A 21,431-nucleotide genomic window follows, 5' to 3' on the forward strand; every position below is an offset into this window, starting at 1 on the left:
AAATCACGATTTTTGCAACTTCAAAATACGATATGTCAGACTTAATCAAAGAAATACAAAAAAGAAAGACCTTCGGGATCATTTCCCACCCGGATGCCGGAAAAACAACTCTTACAGAAAAGTTACTTCTTTTCGGGGGAGCGATCCAGGAAGCGGGTGCGGTAAAATCCAACAAAATAAAAAAAGGAGCTACCTCCGACTTTATGGAAATTGAAAGACAGAGAGGAATCTCTGTGGCAACTTCCGTATTGGCTTTTGAATACAGAGATCATAAAATCAATATTCTCGATACTCCTGGTCACAAAGACTTTGCTGAGGATACCTACAGAACATTAACTGCTGTAGACTCAGTAATCGTAGTGATAGACGTTGCAAAAGGGGTTGAGGAACAGACCGAAAAACTGGTTCAGGTTTGTAGAATGAGAAACATCCCGATGTTGGTTTTCATTAATAAACTGGACCGTGAAGGTAAGGATGCCTTTGATCTGTTGGACGAAGTGGAACAAAAACTGGGATTAACAGTTTGTCCGCTTTCTTTACCAATTGGTATGGGAAGCGACTTCCAGGGAATTTATAATATCTGGGAAAACAACATCCAGTTATTCTTAGAAGAGAAAAAACAAAAGGTTGGAGATTCTATTAAGTTTGATGATATCAATGATACTTCCATTGATGATGTTATTGGTGAAAAAGCCGCAGCAACTTTAAGAGAAGAGCTTGACCTGATCCAGTCTGTTTACCCAGAATTTAACCGTGAGGATTATATGAAAGGAGATTTACAGCCTGTATTCTTCGGTTCAGCTTTAAATAATTTCGGGGTTCGTGAATTATTGGATGCTTTTATTGATATTGCTCCTATGCCGCAGCCAAAAGAAAGTGATACCCGCCTGGTAAAACCTGAGGAAAGCACTTTCACAGGATTTGTTTTCAAAATCCATGCGAATATGGATCCTAAACACAGAGACAGACTTGCTTTCGTAAAGATTGTTTCCGGAACTTTCAAAAGAAATGAGAATTACTTATTGGTAAGAGAAGGCAAAAAAATGAAATTCTCCTCTCCCAATGCGTTCTTTGCTGATAAAAAAGAGGTGGTAGAAGAAAGTTTCCCTGGTGATATCGTTGGTTTACATGATACAGGAAGTTTCAGAATCGGAGATACGCTTACAGGTGGAGAAAAGTTAAGCTTCAAAGGGATTCCGAGCTTCTCTCCGGAACATTTCCGTTATATCAACAACAATGATCCGTTAAAAGCCAAGCAATTGGCGAAAGGTATTGATCAGCTGATGGATGAAGGAGTGGCACAGCTCTTTACCCTTGAAATGAACGGAAGAAAGATTATCGGAACTGTAGGTGCCCTTCAGTATGAAGTTATCCAATATCGTTTAGAGCATGAATATGGTGCAAAATGTACTTATGAACCGTTATCCATGCACAAAGCATGTTGGGTAGAAGCCGACGAAAAATCTGAAGAATTCAAAGAATTTGCAAGATTAAAGCAGAGATTCCTGGCGAGAGATAAGTACAATCAATTGGTATTCCTTGCAGACTCTTCTTTCACCATTCATATGACGCAGGAGAAATTCCCGAATGTGAAATTACACTTCATTAGTGAGTTCAGAGAAAATTAAGACGTAAACAGTCAATTCGTATAAAGGCGAAATTGTTCACAATACAGATCCGCAGAAGTTTTTTTCTGCGGATTTTTCATAATATATCGTATGAAACCATCCCGGCAAAAATTCTTCGAATTTTTGCCGCCCCTCCGGAGGATGGGAATTTTTAGATTTCCGGACTAATATTTAGTGAAAAGACAAAGCTTTCGAATCATTTCAATACCCCAAAATCAGAAAAACGCTTTGTAAATTTTTTGTAAAACAAATACAAAAGATTGAAAATACAACAGTTATAATTTTACCAGCACAATACATTCTATTTACAATCTTTACAAGAACTTCCCTTCTAATTTTACTTCATCAAAAAAATTAATCTTATGAAAAAGTTCATATTACTCGCTGCTGTATCAGGCACTTTCGTGATGTGTAAAAAAGCAGAAGCTACACAGGATAGAATAAATGAAGCCTTCCATTCTGCGGACAGTGCTGCCACAGTTGCTACAGAAACTATTGATCATGTCAGTAAAACGGCTGATAAAGCTCTGGACTCGGCCAGTATTAAAATAAAAGATTTTGAGAATACTAAAAATGACATCCAGCAAAAGATAGAACACACCTCCAAAATGGTGGATTCTTTATCTGATAAAATTGCCCATACAAAACTGGAATCCAAAATAGAAAAGAAGGATTCGGTGGAAAAGGAGATTGAAAAGATTGCAGTAAAAAACCCGGCTCCCAAGGTTATTAAAGAAACTAAAATCATTTATAAAGACAAGCCTGTAAACGACAGCTATGAACTTAATATGGCCAAAAATAAAATGGTGAAATCAGGATATCTTGCCATAAAAGCGGAGAATGCAGAAACAGTAAAGGAAATCATCCGAGAAGAAGTCAGCAGAAATAACGGTTATATCAAAAGTGAAAATCTTTCTTATGTGGAATCCGCATATCTTCATGGAGAGAATCAAAAAGTATACAGCCTGGATATCAAAGTTCCTATCCGGCATTTTGATGATTTGATAGATGCAATCAACAACAATGCGGGAGATATTGACACGAAAGACATTCAGGTTTCTGGACAAAACTATGCAGACAATACCATCTGTACAATTAATGTGAATATCAGTGACCAGAGTAAAACACAAACAGAACCTAAGAGCTTCAGTGGAAAATCACTGGCCGCCATTGAATCCGGCTGGAATGTTATCACTTCCATATTCCTGTTTATCCTTCCATTATGGCCTTTATTTCTTATTGCCGGCATTGGATACTATTTCTATAAAAAGAAGAATAAAAATACGGTTGATAATGATTCTCATTAGTTTTTTAATATTTTTTTAATGAGGTTTAAAACGGATGTTCGATTCTTATTTTTAATTTTATCAAACATTCAAGGGAAGTATTTGCTTATTATAAAAATAACTCTTAACTTTAATTGTAAGCAAAATGCAATGAATCTTCGATTACACGAGGTTCAAAGATCAATTTGAAAATTTTATTTCATATATTAATATTTTGTGATTTGGTGTAAAATAAGGCCCTCATATTGAGAGCCTTATTTGTTTTAATTTCATATTCACTACCTTATCTGCAATAAGCTTTGTTTTTCTTATCTACGGAAGCGCTCCGTTGTACTCTTTATAATACAGGTCAAAAGTTTTACCGCTGTTGCTTTCCTGAATCAGCTTACCTTCATAGGTTTTGAAGACAGAACCTTTTTTCATAGCATAGTTCAGGTATCCGGATTTTACTCCTTCTCCAAAAAACGAAACAGTACTTATACCAGACAAACACTCACAGTAATAACAGTACAACGTCGAGGGTGATCCATAAAGAACTGCTAATTTTAGGGGACTCTTTTTTCATTAAAGTTGTTTAAACTTTCCAAAACCACAAAAGGCACAAAAAGTTTCATTCTAAAACACTGGAGCTCAATTAAGTAAATTTAATAGGATACCGCAGAAAAGTTCACTTAAGAGGAACATTTCGACTTCGCTCAATAGGCAAAGATTTTTTACACAACTCAGGTGTACTTATCACGCATAAGGTATGGTTCTGAAAAACTTAAGTGTTTAAAACTTTTGTGCCTAAAATAATGATTATAAAAGTTTAAACTGTCTCATTGTAAAAGTTTATACAAGTTCAATATATTTATAAAAAACAATCAAATTAAAACTCATTAATTTTAAAATACATTGTTCCTGATATTGTCCTGCTGTTTGAGGAATCAATATTAACAAAGCGTATCCTGACATTTGAAGTAGATGTAAGCCTCACAGAAGCAATAGCAACGGCTCCAGGCAGATCAAAATTAGGTGAAATGCTTACCACAGCCTGCGTAGTACCCGGCCTGCTTGCGGCAGGTATCGTTACATTAACATCTAACGTTCCTGCTGAATCAAAAAATCCAAAAGTAGTATTATTTGCACTGCTTATAGTACTATTAATAGTGGACGAAAAGGTAATGGAATTTTTCTGTACAGTTCCTGCACTTCCCAGTTTGTAGCCTCCATTTACGTCCAGGTTGGCAGAAGCAACCGGTGATGATGTATTAACACCTACAGTTGTGAATGTTTTTGTTCCTGCAAAAGACTGATTTCCTGTAGTAACCACTCCTCTTGCCGTGGAACTTGCGTCCGGAATATTAAGTGTCATACTTCCATCTAAGGAGGCCGGTGAACCGGTAACATTCACATTAGTGCCAGAAGTTCCCAGATTCAATGATATTGTACCTAAAGTAGAAGCAGAAACGGGTACCCATGTCGTACCATTCCATTGAAGCAGCTGTTTGTTGGATGCTCCATTCTGTCCCAGAACAACAGGATTAGCTGCTGTTCCGTTCCCTGTTAAAGGACTTGCTGTTGCTACAGAAACTAATGCATTTCCCTGAGCTACAATCTGTGAAGCCGTTACTTTTGTAAATACACCATCATTGTCAAATGCAACGATAGAGTCTTTTGCAGAGGCATTAGAAGCTGTTCCCATGATGTTTCGTACGCGTACTGAACCGTTCACGTCCAGTGTTTCTGTAGGATTGTGTGTGTTAATTCCAACTTGGGAGCTAACGTGCGTGATTGCTCCTGTAAGAAGCAACAGAAATAATGTTCTCATCTTGATGTGATTTATTTGTGAACTTAAAAATAATTAAATTATTGAGTTCCAACATATAAAATCATATTTTTTACTATTTAACACACAGCAATTTCAGACAAGACAGGTAAGCAAAGAGAGGTATGCTTCCAACAATAATACATTTTTCAGTATATCGTAATATTTTTAAAAACAGAGTGTCAAAATTGATTAGAAAAAGTAATTCGATGGTATAAAAAGCAACATGATCCGGAAAAAAAAGAGGCTGTCCGAAAAGTTTGGACAGCCTCAATTTTTGCTGATTTTATTCTTACCCCTACAGAAGGAGTATATAAATATCCGAATCCCAGAAGGTGTTACCGACTTTTAGGACACTCCCCTTTCTGTTATTTCATATTCACTACCTTATCTACAATAAACTTTGTGTTTCCTCTCCACGGAAGCGCTCCGTTGTACTCTTTATAATGCAGGTCAAAAGTTTTACCGCTGTTGCTTTCCAGTTGTTTGAAAACTTCGGGGTCATCTACAGAAAATTCAAACTCATAGCTTGTAATAGTTCCTGTTTTTCCTCTTCCAAAGCCTTCCTGAATCAGCTTACCTTCATAGGTTTTGAAGACATAACCTTTTTTCATAGCATAGTTCAGGTATCCGGATTTTACTCCTTCTCCAAAAACGAAATAGTACTTATACCAGACAAACACGCCCAGTAACAGCAGCACGACACCAAGGGTGATCCACAAAGATTTTTTCATAGGTTGTGTGTTTTATAAAATGTTATTTTGCGATGCTTCTGGAAATCACGATCTTCTGAATTTCAGAAGTTCCTTCATAGATCTGAGTGATTTTCGCATCTCTCATTAATCTTTCTACGTGATATTCTTTCACGTATCCGTATCCACCGTGGATCTGTACTGCTTCAATAGTAGTATCCATTGCCACCTGAGAAGCGTATAATTTTGCCATAGCTCCGCTTTCAGAGATATCTTTTCCTTCATCTTTCTCACAAGCTGCTTTAAAACATAACATTCTTGCAGCTGTGATCTGAGTAGCCATATCAGCCAACTTGAATGCAATCGCCTGGTGGTTGATGATTTCAGTTTTGAAAGCTTTTCTTGTTTTAGCATATTTCAATGCCAGTTCGTAAGCACCTGAAGCAATACCTAAAGCCTGAGAAGCAATACCAATTCTTCCTCCGTTCAATACCGCCATAGCAAAGTTGAATCCGAATCCGTCAGCACCAATTCTGTTTTCTTTTGGAACTTTTACGTTATTAAAGATCAAGGAGTGAGTATCACTTCCTCTGATTCCTAATTTGTCTTCTTTTAGTCCGATTTCAAATCCTTCCCATCCTCTTTCAACAATGAAGGCATTAATTCCTTTATGCTTTTTCTCAGGATCTGTCTGTGCAATTACGATATAATAAGTAGCTGTTCCACCATTGGTGATCCAGTTTTTGATACCATTTAAAAGATAGTAATCTCCTTTGTCTTCAGCAGTCGTTTTCTGAGAAGTAGCATCAGAACCAGCTTCCGGCTCAGATAATGCAAATGCTCCGATAACCTGTCCGCTGGCCAGTGGAGTAAGATATTTTACTTTTTGCTCTTCAGAAGCGAATTTTTCAAGACCGGCACAAACCAATGAGTTGTTTACAGACATTACAACAGCTGCAGAAGCATCCACTTTTGCAATTTCCTCCATGGCAAGCACGTAAGAAACGCTGTCCATACCTGCACCTCCGTATTTTGGATCTACCATCATTCCTAAAAGACCCATTTCTCCCATTTTCTTCACCTGTTCTGCAGGAAATTTCTGGTCACGGTCTCTTTCAATCACTCCAGGTAAAAGTTCGTTCTGTGCAAAGTCTCTTGCTGCCTGCTGAATCATCAGCTGTTCTTCCGATAAATTAAAGTCCATAAAAAAAATAATTATATAGCCGTAAATTTACACTTTTTAAGCAAATCTGAAAAAATAAATTAAAAGTGGAAAAAAGGCAGGTTTAATGATAATTGACAGGCATTTCGGGATCCGGGATAATGCGTCAAGAAGACAATATAAAATACGTGGAGAAAAATAAATCTTTATAAAAGAATAATTAAAAGTAAAAAATCCCTATTTAAGAGCTTCCGGCCTTCTTTTTGATTCAAACTGTTATGGTAAGCATTCAACTAATTCCTAATTATCACATTCAAATGTTTTCAATTAAAAAAAATGCTTATATTTAAATTTCTTTATAAATTACGTAAAAAATCATGACGATCAAGAGATTATTCGATATTCCACACTATGCTTTAGAAAAATATCCTAAAACGGATATGTTTGTAACAAAATATCATGGCGAGTGGAGAAAAACTTCTACACAGGAGTTTATTAATGAGGGAAATAAGATATCCAGAGGATTATTGAAGCTTGGGATAAAACCGGGGGACAAAATTGCTTTGATTACTACCAATTCCCGCACAGAATGGGCAATTATGGATTTCGGGCTTTCTCAGATCGGAGTTGTTTCAGTACCGGTTTATCCAAGTATTTCTTCTGAAGACTATGAATTTATTTTCAATAATGCTGAAATTCAGTATTGTTTTGTTTCTGATAAAGAACTGCTGAATAAAGTAATGAAAGTAAAACATAATATTCCGAGTTTACAGGGAATTTTTACTTTCGATAATATCAGTGGAGCGGCCAACTGGAGAGAAATTCTTGACTTGGGCAAGGATGAATCTACGCAAATTGAAGTAGATGATCTTTCTAATGCAATCAACACAGAAGATCTCGCAACAATTATTTATACTTCCGGAACTACGGGAAGACCCAAAGGGGTAATGCTTACGCATAATAATATTGTTTCAAACGTATTAGGAGCCATTCCAAGAATTCCAAAGAGAAGAAGTCTGGATTACAAGGAGACGAGAGCATTAAGCTTCCTTCCTATCTGCCATATTTTTGAAAGAATGCTGTTCTATCTTTATCAGTACAATGGTTTTTCTCTCTATTTTGCTGAAAGCATCGAGAAAATGGGCGAAAACGTAAAAGAAGTGAAACCTCATTATATGACTGTAGTACCAAGACTGGTAGAAAAGGTATATGACAAAATCTATAATACAGGATCTTCAGCAGGTGGATTAAAATCAAAAATATTCTTCTGGGCGTTGAACCTGATCAGTAAAAAGAAAGTAATTTCCAAACCATCCGGACTTCAGGAAATCATTGCAGACAAGCTCGTATTTTCCAAATGGAGAGAAGGTTTAGGCGGCGAAATTGTGACTTTAGTTTCAGGATCTGCGGCATTGTCTACGAGACTTAACCTGATGTTCCAGAATGCTGGTATTCCAATTCTGGAAGGATATGGTTTAACAGAAACTTCCCCTGTAATTTCTGTAAACAGCTTTGATAAAATGAGAGTGGGAACGGTAGGGATTCCATTGGATAATTTAAAGGTTAAAATTCAGGAAGACGGTGAGATTACCGTAAAAGGTCCTTCTGTATTCAAAGGATATTTTCAGAATGAAGAAATGACTAAAGAAGCTTTTACGGATGATGGCTTCTTCAAAACCGGAGATATCGGACATATCGACAGTGACGGATTTTTACAAATCACCGACCGTAAGAAGGAAATGTTCAAAACTTCCGGAGGAAAATATATTGCTCCCCAGACTATTGAAAATTTAGCAAAAGCGTCAAAATTCATAGAACAGATCATGGTGGTAGGCGATGGTGAAAAAATGCCATGTGCTTTGGTACAGCCTGATTTTGAATTTGCTAAAAACTGGGCGATGAGAAACAATCTTACTATTGGCACTACACCAGTGGAGATTGCCAAAAGTGCTGAGTTGAAGCAGAGAATTGAAAAAGAAATCGAAGGCATCAATGAACACCTTGGAAACTGGGAAAAAATTAAAAAAATTGAGCTTACTCCTGAAGTATGGAGTATTGAAAGCGGATTGCTTACTCCAACTTTAAAACTAAAAAGAAAAGCAATAAAAGAGAAGTTTATAGCTTTGTATAATAAGATGTATGATCATCAGGATTAAAAAATATCAACCGCTTCAAAATGAAGCGGTTTTTTTATAGGTTTAGGCTCTAAAGCTAAGAAGCATATTTGTTTTTGATTCACAGCATTGAGTTTTTGAATCCAATTATAACACAACCTTTGTCATTCCCAAGAATCTGAACTCTATTTTTATACAGTATGGATTCTTGGGAATGACAAGGGAGCATGTTTAAAAGTGGTATTATTATAAGAAAAGTGGTGCAATATTCAGATCAAAAATAAAAAAAGCTGTCTCATTTCTGAAACAGCTTTTGTATAACTTAAAATCAATAATTAGAATTTAATTACAGATTTCATTTTTTCGTTTTCTTCCATTACCAATTCATCATCAACAAGAATTTTTCCAGAGTGCTCATCAATAATGATTTTCTTTCTCTGAGCAATTTCCATTTGCTTTTGAGGAGGAATAGTGAAGAAAGATCCTTTTGGAGCTCCTCTTTCTAATCCTACAACGGCAAGACCGTTGATAGAGTTTGTTCTGATTCTGTTATAAGAAGCCAATAATCTCTCATCAATTTTAGCTGCGAATTCTTTAGACTGCTCTAAAAGATATTCTTCTTCTTTCTGCGTTTCAGAGATCAAACCATCCAATTCTTCTTTTTTGAATTTCAAGTGGCTTTTCAAATCGTCGATCTTAGCATTCAGTTCAGCTAAAGTTTCGTTTTTGTGAGCAATTTTAGCTCCGAATTCTTTAATTCTTTTTTCAGCAAGCTGAATTTCCAGCTCCTGGAATTCCATTTCTTTTCCTAATGCTTCAAACTCTTTATTGTTTCTTACATTATCCTGCTGAGATTTGTATTTCTCAATTAAAGTTTTAGCATGGTTAATTACTTCATGCTTTGTTTTGATCTGATCGTCCTGCTCTTTTATCTCAGCATGAAATTTTTCAGCTCTTTTTTCAAGACCTTCAATCTCAATTTCAAGATCTTCAACTTCAATTGGCAATTCTCCTCTAGTATTTCGGATTTCATCCAATCTTGAATCAATGATCTGTAAATCGTATAAAGCTCTTAATTTTTCTTCAACTGAAATATCGTTGGTTTTTGCCATATTTAAATGAAATAATTTACTGGGTTTGTTTTTTCAATAGATTTTGAAATTGCAAATGTACTAAATTTTTGTGATAAAATTTCAAATAATTGTTGGGTAACAAATTGTTCTGATTCATAATGTCCTATATCACAGATCAGCATTTTAGACTCGGCTAGAAAATAGTCATGATATTTAAGATCTCCGGTAAGGTAAGCATCACATTTCCTGGATGCTGCAGATCTTATTCCACTTGCTCCTGAGCCTCCCAGCACCCCTACTCTTTTGATTTTTTTATTATTAAATGAAGAATGTTTTATCACCTCCAGACCAAATTTTTCTTTTACCAACCTGAGGAAATCTTTTTCATTCATTTCCTCTTCCAGATCACCATACATGCCTAATCCGGAATGATGATTTTTATTATCCAGACTATAAACCTGATAGGCTACTTCTTCATAAGGATGTGCAGCCTTCATGGCCCCCACAATCTGCCCTTGTTTAAAACCTTCAAAAATTACAGAGATCATATCTTCATCTGCATTTTCGCGAATTCCCTGCTGTCCGGAAAACGGATTTGCACCTTCTGCAGGTCTGAATGTTCCTTTACCGCTCACCGTAAAACTGCATTCATCATAGAATCCTATATTTCCTGCTCCGGCCAAGAACATCGCTTCTTTTACTTTTTCTGAATATTCTTTGGGAACAAAAACCGTCAACTGTTTTAAATTATTTTCCTTTGGCTGAAGAATCTTCATATTCTTTAATCCCAACTGGCTGCATATCCCGTGGTTGACCCCATAGAAATCATTATCAAATGCAGTGTGGACGGCATAGATGGCTACTTTATTTTCAATAGCTTTTAAAACAGCTCTCTCTACGTAGTTCTTTCCTGTTAAGGATTTTAGTCCGGAAAATATGATGGGATGAAAACATACAATCAGATTACAGTTTCTCTCAATCGCCTCATCTACTACATTTTCCAGGGCATCATGGCAAACCAGAATTCCTGATACATCGCGGTCATAAACTCCACACAGCAATCCTACATTATCAAAATCTTCTGCCTGTCTGATGCTTATCTCCTCTTCAATCTTTGCAATTACAGTTTTTAGTTTCATTAATTTATATTTTACGGTTACAGCGAAGATATTAATTTTACCAAAAATCCGGAAAAAATTACCGGCTTTCTTTAACCGGTTTCATTTTGATGGTAAAAAGAATTAAATAAGACTGTTAATCTTTAAAAAGAGATACTATGGTAAAGGATTCTATTACTACACTGCAGTTTATATCAGACTCCATAAAAGCCGATAGCCTTTTCCCGGATCAAAACTTGCAGGCGTTGCAATGGTATAAAAATAAAAGGTAAGAAAGTTACCTGAAATGTTATGTATTATTCGTGTTTTATCAATTATAACAAATTAAAAAACAATTCATTAATTTAAAATAATTCACTTTTCAATAACAGGTTTTTCGTTAACATTTGCAAGATTCTTTCAACAATCATATATTTACCGTATGCTTTATGGAAATTATTAACTTCGCTGTGAAATAACCCTATATAAATGGAAAGAGAACATAATCTGATTCCTGAGGACGCTCTTTGGAAAAGATTCCTTTACCGGATAATTTATCGCTCCGATACGAAGCTTGGAAAACTGTTCGATATCATATTATTATCGTTAATTCTTGCAAGCACTGCAATTATTATGATGGAAAGCGTACCTAAGCTTGATAAAAGATTCCATTATACTTTTCTGATTCTTGAATGGGTGATCTCAATTTTCTTCACCATGGAATATTCTATGCGTATTGCAGTGGTAAAAAATAAGCGGAGTTACCTATTCAGTTTTTTCGGAATTATTGATTTTCTGGCTCTTGTTCCTTTCTTCCTTAGTTTTTTCTTTCCTATTACTAAGTATTTCCTTATTTTCAGGATGCTGAGAATGTTGAGAATCTTCAGGATTTTCAATTTGCTGGATTTTATGAACGATGGATATTTAATTGTAAGGGCTTTAAAGAACAGTTCAAGAAAAATTTACATTTTCCTTTTGTTCCTGATTATTTTCTCGGTTATTGTAGGTTCACTTATGTTTATGGTAGAGGGTGGAAGACAAGGTTTTGAAACAATACCGCAGTCTATTTACTGGGCGGTTGTCACGGTAACTACGGTAGGTTATGGTGATGTATCGCCTATTACGCCTTTAGGGAAGTTTTTCGCTGTTGTTCTGATGCTGGCGGGTTATTCTATCATCGCAGTTCCTACCGGTATTGTAACAGCGGAAATGAGAAACAAAAGACAAAATCTGGAAATGATATGTGAACGCTGTGGTAATGAAGATATTGATGATGATGCAAGGTATTGTAAGAAATGTGGCAAGAAATTAGCTTAATACATCGGTATAAGTAAAATTTATTCACCAAATACCACAAAATCATGGAACCTAAAAAGAAAAACAGACCGAATAGCTTAGTAATTATTCTTTTTGCATTGATTGCACTCATGATCATTATCTACTTTATATTAGTAATGTTCTTCCCTACTGTTTTTGACCTTATGAATAAAGGAGAAATACAGCCTGTACCCAATAAATGATGAGTAATGGGTAATAAGTGACAGGAACAATTTATAATCAACCAGAATTTTCAGAACAAAATAAAAAAGATGAGTAAACAATTTTGCTCATCTTTTTTCATCAATACTTTTCAAATCAAATCCTATACAATTTTCATAAAAAAGGCGGATCAGTGATGATCCGCCTCCCTTTTTATTTAAATGATGAATTATTTTTTAATAGCTTTGATCGTCTGCTTAGATCCGTCTTTCATCTCAAGTGTTACTAAGTAAACTCCTTGCATTAAATCTCTTAAATGGATTGTAGATTCAGGATTAGCAATTGTTTTCACCAGTCTTCCAGAAGCATCAGTCACAGATACATTTTTTACATTTTTCACATCAGAAATATTCAGTGCATCCGTAAATGGATTAGGATAAACCTGGATAGTATTTTTCGCAATAGCCACCTCAGATGTTGCCAGATTAGCATTGTTAATGCTAATATCGTCAATATACAGATTATACTGATCCGGATCTGAATACGCATTAAATCCAAAGAAATACACTCCTGTTGTAGGAACTGTAAACGTTATAGATTCTGTATGGGCCATTTCATCATTGATTGAAGGATAATCTGCTATAGAGCCTGTCATAGCTGCTGCTGCAGGTGAAGTTCCATAGGCAACTTTCAATTTTTCAACATAAGTTGATGAGTTATTACCATATTTATAACTGATTGTATACTGCACTCCTGCGGTTAAGTTCAATCCTTGTGTAAAGAACCATGCATTTCCAGAATTGGAAGAGTTATACTGGTACTTCAACACATTGGTAGTGAATCCCTGGCTATCGGAAGGAGGATCCATTGTTTCCCAATTGTTTCCTGTTCCGGCATTAACATTGATTGTACAAGCGGGCAGATCCGGAACAGTCACGTTTTCAAAATCTATCGTATAAGGAGTATTCACACTTGAACACAATGTTGTAAAAGTAGCATGATCACTCCATATACTTTTACTTGTTGCACTGCATGCAGATCTTACCCATACATAATAAGCAGTGGAGGCAGCTAAACCAGGAATATTGTAAGTGGTTGCTGTAACTCCTGTAAAATTAGGCGTGCTGGTTGCTGTAGGTGCTGTATTGGTTGTACTGTAATAAATATCATATCCATTTGCAGGCACTGGTGTAGCCGCAGTCCATGAAACCGTAGCTCCTGCAGCAGTAATATTTGAAACAGCTAATGCATTAGGTTCGCTACAAACAGGTGCTACATCTATATTGATATCATCAACATATAATTGATTCATGTTCGCATCAGAATACGCCTGAAATCCAAAATAATAAACTCCTGTGGTTGTGGGTGTGAAATTCGCAAAAGCACTTGTTGCTGTGCTGACAACAATATTTGAATGATCAGCTAATGTATTGGTCATTCCTGCTCCTGTAGCTGTAGTGCCGTAAGCTACTTTTAGTTTTTCAGCATATACAGTTCCTTCTGCATTTGCATATTTATATTTAATTCTGTAGGTCACTCCTGCAGTAAGATTAATACCATTGGTGAAAAACCAGGTATCCGCATTATCAGCATAGTCGTAAGAATACTGAAGAACATTCCCTGTGAATCCCTGAGCATCCAGATCACCTGTCTTCCACATATTTCCTGCACCATCATTAACTACTGAGGTACAACCTGGGATATCAGGCGGGGTTATACTTTCAAAATCCAATGCATATGGTACCCCTACAGCAACACACGACGTCATAAATGTTGCCATTTGAGACCATGCACTCTTATTTGAAGAACTGCATACAGAACGTACCCATACGTGATAAGTAGTTGCTGGAGCAAGTGAAGGCAGGTTAGCAGTTAATCCGCTGCTTGTTCCGGAAACCACTGTAGCAGCAGTAGGATATGCACTGGAAGTTGAATAATAATATTCATAACCGCTTCCTGGCACTGAAGATGGAGCTGTCCATCCTACCTGGGCAGAATTGGCAGTTACAGCAGAAACAGTTAAAGCAGATGGTGCAAAACATGTTGGAACAGCACCGATTACGACCGTATAATCGTGAGCTTCTCCATATCCATTTGTATTACAAGGAATAGGATCACTGGAAAAGCGATCTGCCACCCTCATTCTATACGTGCCCGGAGTAACTGTAGAAGGAATTGTTATAAGTCCTGCGGTTATATTATTTCCTCCCACAAGCGTACTACTTGCTGAAGCTACAAGTTCCGGAGCTGCATCATCAAAAGTTCCGTCGTTATTGAAATCTATCCATATACGTACATTCTGATCACTATAACCATGTTTAACGCTAAAATCATAACTTAAACCTGCACTCAGGTTGATCATCATAGAAGTATAATCTCCATATGCATCAGTAGAACAACCTGTATTAGAATGATCAAATCCCGCTCCCGGAATTGCAAAAGAATCTATCACATCCCCGCCACTACAGCCACTAGCGAACGCAGGCGTACAATAGGTTTGCGCAGAGGATAAAAAGCCAGTTATTAAGAAACCAACGAGTAAAAAGTTTTTCATATAAATCAATATTAGTTACTCAAATCTAGTGAAAATCAACAATAAAAAAAATATTTTTTTCATTATATGATAACAAATACAAATTTTCTTTTAACAAAAGATAATTTCACTTATAAAAAAAGAGACTGCTCGAAATGAACAGTCTCTCTTTTCTATTTATAAGAAATTATTTTATCTCTTGATTGCTTTAACGGTTTGTTTAGATCCGTCTTTCATATTCAAAACAACCAAATACAATCCTTCTTTAAGATCTCTCAACTGAAGTTCAGAGGAAGGTTTTTCAATGGTTTTAACCAATCTTCCGGCAGAATCAAGAATGGAAACTGATTTTACTTTATCCGGTTTTGCAATATTCAATACGCTTGTGAATGGATTTGGGTGTACTTCTATAGTTTCTGTGGCTTTAGAAACTTCAGAAACTCCCAAAGTCCCTTTGGAAATAGTAATTGTAAAAGGAAATTCTACAAAATCCACGGTTGAACTTCCATCCCCAACATTCACATAATACACAGTTCCCGGAACAGTATCAATAGATATTGGTGTTGAATGCCAAACACTGGTAATACAAGTTAAACTTCCACACCCTCCTTTATAAACTCCTACCCTAGGAAATCCATTTCCTATAGGTGATACTATAATTTTATGAGTAGAACCATCCCCTGTAAACGTAAACCATGTACCATCATTCATTGCCGGGCTACAAGCTGTAACAAATCCATTATTATTAGTTGCAGCTAACGCATCTGTTTGTGTGTAACTATAAGGAAATACAGAAGCAACCAAAGCTCCGGAACAACTGTCATTAACAGGAACCGGAGGCAATGTTCCAATACATATATTAAATCCGACAACTTCACTGGGGTATTTAGTATTAAATACTCTTATATAATAAGTTTGGCCTATTGTAAGTCCGGAAACCCCACCCATAAGATGTGCACATTTAATACTTGTAAGGTTACCACAATCACCACTGAAAAGCTGAAAGTAGGTTTCAGTACCGGACTGTACCCCAAGAGAGACCAAATCTTTCAAATGAATAAAATGACCTGTTGCAGTAGCCGTAAACTTAAACCATACATCTCCTGGTTTTGCAACACCATTGCATGTAGGAGCTGATATATTCGACGCTGTAGCCCCCATTGTACTTCCTGCTGTTACAACTGCACAATTCAAATCAGAATTTACAGGCAAAGTAATTGCATTTATACACTCATCATTGGAAGGTGGTGGCGTAAGGTCTGTCCCTATACATATACCAAAATCCATAGCACTGGATTGTCCTGTCAAGCTACTATAAACCCTTATATAATAAGTATCTCCTACTGTAAGATTATCTACAGCCAAAGCATTCAGATAAGAACAGGAAAGACTAGCTAAACTATTACAATCCCCCTTATAAACCTGAAAACGTAAAGTAGGAGCATAAAATACCGGGACTTTATAGATAATATTGCTTAATTTAATAACATGCTTACTGCCTGTTGCTGTAAATTTGAACCATACATCAGAATTAGGACTATTATAGCAAGTAACAGGTGACAGACTGGAATCTGTCGCGGATATAATGGTTCCTTGAGTAATGCTTGCACAATTCAAATCAGGATTTACAGGTAAATCTATTGCATTTCCACATTCATCATTGACTGGTGGTGGCGGAAACGTTATCACACATATATCAAAATTTTGAGCAGCACCATAATTAGCACGAGTAAATACTTTTACATAATAAGTTTCACCTGGAGTAAGATCATTTACAATTGAATAATATTGAGCTTCGTCGCTACATGCAATAGTTGTTAAGTTACCACAGCTTCCTTTAAAAACAGAAAAATATATAAACTTATTATTTACTGCTCCTACGGAGGTTATATTACTTAATTTAATCATATGTTTGGAAGCTATAGCAGTAAATTTGTACCACACATCATTATGACTATAAGAATTAATACATGAATTTTGCCCCTGATTAGATACAGACGCCATCAAATTTGTACCAGGAGTAAAATTTGTACAATCTATAGTTGGGCTCACAACCAATTCCACAGCGTCTGCACACTCATCATTAGATGGAGTTAATGATGCAGTTGTAAACTTGATATTAGCACAACCGTAGGATTCTCCTGTTGATCCTACTGCCGTCACCTTAAGATAATATGTTGTAGTCAGTGAAAGCGGAGACGATGGTGTGAAACTTGTTCCCGTTACAGATTGTTGATTTACCACATCAGTTCCTCCTGGTGTAGTCCCTATTGAAACTTTGTAACTTGTCGCTCCTTGTGATGCAGCCCAGGTAATCACGGATGAAGTAGGTACAAGCACTGCATTATTAACAGGATAAGACACTGCAGGGCATACTGGTAAAATACTCGGCACCAAACCCTTAAGAGTTATTACAGATTTATATGGCAAAACATTTCCCTGATTGTTGGTAGAAGGATCTCCAAAACCAGGATCTAAAATATAGAGCCCCCCTCCTTCTGTAGTATTGTAGACAAAAAATTGATTAGAAGGATTGTCATTAGATACCTTTCCATGAACTGCAACTATTAAGTTCTGGACATTATCATATGCAAAAGGAGTCGTAAAGGTTATATCTATAATTCCATTTACATTATAAATAGCACCAGAATAAACCTTTGTCATTTGTCCGCTTGAAATCCAGTTATCATTAGGCGCAAAGGTGGTTTTTGTAGTATGTCCTATGTATACATCCCAAGTTGACGAGTACCCTGGATTTGCAGAAGAAGTTACATAAAATTTAAGCCCAGTAATATTTCCTGCGGCATCAGAATTAATTTCTTGCTTTGTAAAAATCTGCTGAGAATAAGAAGTACTATAATCAGTATTGACCGGAGCATTACCAGTATCTGTACTTCCTGCACCTAATTTGATTTGAGCACTTAGTACAATATTTAACATCAGTAAGCATAAAAATAAGATTTTTTTCATGTATAAGTTTTTGGCTATTAATACGTCTACGAATTTACAATAATTTGAAACATCTTTTTTTTAAGTAAAAAATAATGAGAAGTCCCTGGAAAAACACATCACAAATAACAAAAAAAACGACAGCCAGAAGCTGTCGTTTCATAGGATATAATTAATAAATTTTATCTCTTAATTGCTTTAAGGGTTTGTTTAGACCCGTCTTTCATATTCAAAACAACCAAATACAATCCTTCTTTAAGATCTCTCAACTGAAGTTCAGAGGAAGGTTTTTCAATGGTTTTAATCAATCTGCCGGAAACATCAACAATTGAAACAGACTGTACTTTGGATACATCAGAAATTGTTAGCGTATCAGTAAACGGATTAGGATATACATTAATCTTATTTTCTTTTACTGCAGTTTCAGAAGTTGCCAGATTTGGATTTTGTTTTATTTCAACATTATCTAAAAGAACATCATCATAGTAATATCCATTACCACTCACATTTTTATCTACAGTAAACCTTACCTGAATAGTAGCTCCGATATAAGAAGCCGCTAATGGAACCGCAACCGTTCTCCATTGATTTAAGTTGGTATTATCACTAAAGATGGCTACCCAGCCGTTTCCATCATTTACTTCAACGGTAAGCTTATTATTATCATAAGTAGAAGGTGAAACCGTAGTAGTAGATACTGTAGAGTGATTTTTAAACCAGTCAAAAGAAACAATAGGTGCAGTTAATCCTGTTAAATTTACAGAAGGAGTAACCAATTGCACGGTATTAACACCCGCTCCAGCATATGGTGAGCTTGCGTCTACCCAAGCGTACGTACCTGCAGCCTTGCCGTTATTAGCCGGACTTGCACCATAATCTGCACTTCCTGCAAATTTCCAGAAAAGAGTAGCATCAGTAGTTGTTGCTGAAGGATTTATATTGTTCCAGCAGTTTGGTGCTGCTCCACTATCAAAGTTTTGAACAAAAGGTGCCATAACAGTTCCACAAAGAGTATTAAATGTAGCAACAATACTCCATGCACTCTTATCAGAAGAACTACAAACCGATCTCACCCATAAATAATAAGTAGTAGAAGGAGAAAGCCCTGATAAAGGAGCTGAAGTTGTGGTACTCGTTCCTAAAGCTACAGTAGACGCTGTAGGAGCTGTACTGCTTGTAGAATAGTAATATTCATATCCAACTCCAGGAGCGGTAGCTGGGGCAGTCCAGGAAGCATTTGCTGCATTGACTGTCATCCCCGAAACAGTAACAGCCAATGGTTCAGAGCAGCTAGGAGTCACATCTATATTGATATCATCCACATAAATCTGGTTCATATCAGCAAGAGAATATGCCTGGAATCCTATATAATAAACTCCTGTTGCACTTGGCGTAAAGTCTGTAAAAGTATTTGTAACAGTTCCACCGATAATATTACCATGATCTGCTATGATATTCGTCATTGCTGCACTTGTAGCGGAAGATCCGTAAGCAACTTTTACTCTTTCAGGATACTGTGTTGCACCCGTTGCATTTGCATATTTATATTTAATTCTGTAGCTAACTCCGGCAGTAAGATTTAAACCTTGTGTGAAAAACCATGTATTGGCAGCATTAGAAGTATTATAGGAATAATTAAGCACTTTCCCTGTAAAGCCAGTAGGAGCAGTTGCTGTTTTCCATAAATTTCCGGAACCACTGTTAACCACTGTTGTACAAATTGGTAATGCAGGTGTTGTAACGTTTTCAAAATCTAAAGTATAAGGTAAATTAGATGAATTACATATGGTCTGGAATGATCTTACCGTACATGCCGTAGCAGGTCCTGCAATATTAGCTGTATAAGCAGTTACAGAATAATAATAAGTAGTCGCAAAACTTAAAGGAGCAGCGAAAGTGTAAGAATTATTGGCCCCACCAGTAATATCCATATCTACAATATCATTTCCTCCTGAGGTAGTTCCAACTTTCAGTTTGTAGCCGGCTGCGCCATTTATTGCATTCCATGTGATCGTAGGTGTTACACTTACTCCTGTAGCACTGGATGCAGGAGCTGTAACGGTAGGACACAGACCAAGTGTTGTAAAGTTAGCAGAGCTTGACCAAACTCCTTTATCTGTCCCATTACAGTTTCCTCTTACCCAATAATAATACTGAGTTGAAGGAGTCAGACCAGATATATTAGCTGTTGTTACGCCAGCAACTACAGATCCTGAAGGCGTAGCCGTTGCAAGCGGAGTTGTTGAAGATGTGGAATAATAATACTCATATCCATTACCCGGAGGTGTTGTAGAAGCTGTCCAGCTTATTGTTGCTGATTCAGGAGTTACAGCAGAAGAAGAAAGACCTGTTACCGTACTTGCACAGTTAGCTGTAGTTGTAAAAGATCCTGAAGAGGCATACCCATTCCCCGTTCCGGCTGCATTTGGAATATGAGAGTATATGGATTGTACCGATCCATTTAAAGCCTGAACCTGAACCTGGTAACTTGTATTCTGAGTCAGACCTGAAATTGTAGCTGAAGCAGCAGAAACCGGGTTACCAACAAGGTCGGTCCAATCACAGCTTCCAACTTCTCTATACTGAACATTGTAGGCTGTTGCACCTGTCGGAGCTGTCCAGTTTACAGTGGCAGCATTATTGGTAATTGCAGTGGCGGCCGTAAAAGTTCTAACCGGAGCCTGTGTGCCTGGTGTCCATTTATATTGCAACCCAGCCGGGATTTTAACACTAGCATTGGTTGCACTGGAAAAAACCATTGTGCTGTTATTAGCATTACCTGTAACAGCTTTAGACCAGTCGCAGGTAGTTCCGGAAGGCACATTTCCTATCATCAGGGAATTTACATTGGATGCAAAGGTAGTACTGTTTCCTCTTATTCCTACCTGTGGAGTACTTCCTGAAGTACTGGTTCCCGGATCTGTACAGCTTCCATAAATGATCTTTATTTCACCAGTAGCGTAAACCAATCTGATCTGAAAATTTAATTTTTCTGTAGATCGGTTAAAGTAGTTGGCATGATCCTGCCACTGTACAACAAATTCAGTTCCTAGATCTTCATATCGAACTTCATGATTTCCTGCGGGCTGAGTTGTATCAGATGATGAAAAACCTCCATCCTGTCCAAAAGCAGAAATTGCTCCTGTAGTAGAACCCAAAGAAGACAAAGGAGTATAATTTGTCCCTGAAGGAGCCGCTCCAAATGTTATAAATCCGTTGGCACTCACATAGCATGTTGTCATGGCAACACCTCCAAAATTAAAAGGAGAAGACAATGTAATCGCAGCAGACACATCATTGTCGTAAGTCGTATTAGTCCCGGAAGGGAATAATTTCGTACCTCCTGTAATGGAAGTATAAGCCACCCCGGTACTTTTTGAAAAAGTATAGTTGGCGACATCAGTTTGTGCATAAACTCCCATACTCACGGAAGCTAAACACGAAAGTAATAATTTCTTCATAAAATAGTAATAATAATAGTTATGGCGGTAAATTTATAAATATTAATTTAATTTTTAAACGAAATATTAAAAAACATCACAAAACATTAAATAAAAAATAATAAAACAGCTATTAAAATACAATAAAATCAAACGTTTATTTAATTTTAA

13 protein-coding genes and 1 pseudogene are annotated in these 21,431 nt (G+C 36.6%); 5 read left to right on the plus strand and 9 right to left on the minus strand.

Annotated elements, in window-relative coordinates:
- The first annotated feature begins 32 nt into the window (after nucleotides 1-32).
- Nucleotides 33-1,628, plus strand: coding sequence for a peptide chain release factor 3 (locus tag EK417_RS07810; RefSeq protein WP_076595668.1), 1,596 nt, complete (start codon nucleotides 33-35; stop codon nucleotides 1,626-1,628).
- Between the two features lie 362 nt (nucleotides 1,629-1,990).
- Entirely contained in the window at nucleotides 1,991-2,935 is a 945-nt protein-coding gene (locus EK417_RS07815) for a DUF4349 domain-containing protein (RefSeq protein ID WP_136521829.1), read from the plus strand.
- Nucleotides 2,936-3,226: 291 nt separating this feature from the next.
- Here EK417_RS07815 and EK417_RS07820 read toward each other — a convergent pair.
- From EK417_RS07820 to EK417_RS07835, 4 genes and pseudogenes are all read right to left on the minus strand, one after another.
- A pseudogene (locus EK417_RS07820) lies at nucleotides 3,227-3,407 on the minus strand (hypothetical protein).
- A gap of 375 nt (nucleotides 3,408-3,782) precedes the next feature.
- A complete protein-coding gene (locus EK417_RS07825; protein WP_076595670.1) occupies nucleotides 3,783-4,724 on the minus strand; it encodes a hypothetical protein in 942 nt (313 codons plus the stop codon).
- A gap of 365 nt (nucleotides 4,725-5,089) precedes the next feature.
- On the minus strand, nucleotides 5,090-5,455 hold the full coding sequence (locus EK417_RS07830; protein WP_076595671.1) for a hypothetical protein: 366 nt from the start codon (nucleotides 5,453-5,455) through the stop codon (nucleotides 5,090-5,092).
- A 22-nt stretch (nucleotides 5,456-5,477) separates the two neighbouring features.
- Complete coding sequence (locus tag EK417_RS07835) at nucleotides 5,478-6,617, minus strand: acyl-CoA dehydrogenase (protein WP_076595672.1); 1,140 nt, start codon at nucleotides 6,615-6,617, stop codon at nucleotides 5,478-5,480.
- Nucleotides 6,618-6,952: 335 nt separating this feature from the next.
- Between EK417_RS07835 and EK417_RS07840 the strand changes: the two genes are divergently transcribed.
- Nucleotides 6,953-8,731, plus strand: a complete 1,779-nt coding sequence (locus EK417_RS07840; RefSeq protein ID WP_076595673.1) for an AMP-dependent synthetase/ligase — start codon at nucleotides 6,953-6,955, stop codon at nucleotides 8,729-8,731.
- Between the two features lie 293 nt (nucleotides 8,732-9,024).
- On the opposite strand, the gene EK417_RS07845 is transcribed toward EK417_RS07840, so the two are convergent.
- Entirely contained in the window at nucleotides 9,025-9,801 is a 777-nt protein-coding gene (locus tag EK417_RS07845) for a zinc ribbon domain-containing protein (protein WP_076595674.1), read from the minus strand.
- Between the two features lie 2 nt (nucleotides 9,802-9,803).
- On the minus strand, nucleotides 9,804-10,901 hold the full coding sequence (locus EK417_RS07850; protein ID WP_136521830.1) for a Nif3-like dinuclear metal center hexameric protein: 1,098 nt from the start codon (nucleotides 10,899-10,901) through the stop codon (nucleotides 9,804-9,806).
- 447 nt (nucleotides 10,902-11,348) lie between these two features.
- Between EK417_RS07850 and EK417_RS07855 the strand changes: the two genes are divergently transcribed.
- Together EK417_RS07855 and EK417_RS21020 are read left to right on the plus strand one after the other, a co-directional pair.
- On the plus strand, nucleotides 11,349-12,176 hold the full coding sequence (locus EK417_RS07855) for an ion transporter (RefSeq protein ID WP_076595676.1): 828 nt from the start codon (nucleotides 11,349-11,351) through the stop codon (nucleotides 12,174-12,176).
- Between the two features lie 44 nt (nucleotides 12,177-12,220).
- Complete coding sequence (locus tag EK417_RS21020; RefSeq protein ID WP_168801950.1) at nucleotides 12,221-12,379, plus strand: hypothetical protein; 159 nt, start codon at nucleotides 12,221-12,223, stop codon at nucleotides 12,377-12,379.
- 188 nt (nucleotides 12,380-12,567) lie between these two features.
- On the opposite strand, the gene EK417_RS07860 is transcribed toward EK417_RS21020, so the two are convergent.
- The 3 genes from EK417_RS07860 to EK417_RS07870 all read right to left on the minus strand — a co-directional run bounded on the left by EK417_RS07860 (nucleotide 12,568) and on the right by EK417_RS07870 (nucleotide 21,281).
- Nucleotides 12,568-14,892 (minus strand): GEVED domain-containing protein, encoded by a 2,325-nt coding sequence (locus EK417_RS07860; RefSeq protein WP_136521831.1) that lies wholly within the window; start codon nucleotides 14,890-14,892, stop codon nucleotides 12,568-12,570.
- Nucleotides 14,893-15,063: 171 nt separating this feature from the next.
- The gene (locus EK417_RS07865; protein WP_136521832.1) at nucleotides 15,064-17,841 is read right to left on the minus strand and encodes a T9SS type A sorting domain-containing protein; all 2,778 of its coding nucleotides are present in this window, start codon (nucleotides 17,839-17,841) and stop codon (nucleotides 15,064-15,066) included.
- Between the two features lie 161 nt (nucleotides 17,842-18,002).
- Nucleotides 18,003-21,281: a fibronectin type III domain-containing protein gene (locus tag EK417_RS07870; RefSeq protein ID WP_136521833.1), complete on the minus strand. Its 3,279-nt coding sequence runs from the start codon at nucleotides 21,279-21,281 to the stop codon at nucleotides 18,003-18,005.
- Between the last annotated feature and the right edge of the window lie 150 nt (nucleotides 21,282-21,431).

Origin of the sequence: Chryseobacterium candidae, assembly GCF_004916905.1 — a bacterium.
Taxonomy (GTDB): Bacteria; Bacteroidota; Bacteroidia; order Flavobacteriales; family Weeksellaceae; genus Chryseobacterium; species Chryseobacterium candidae.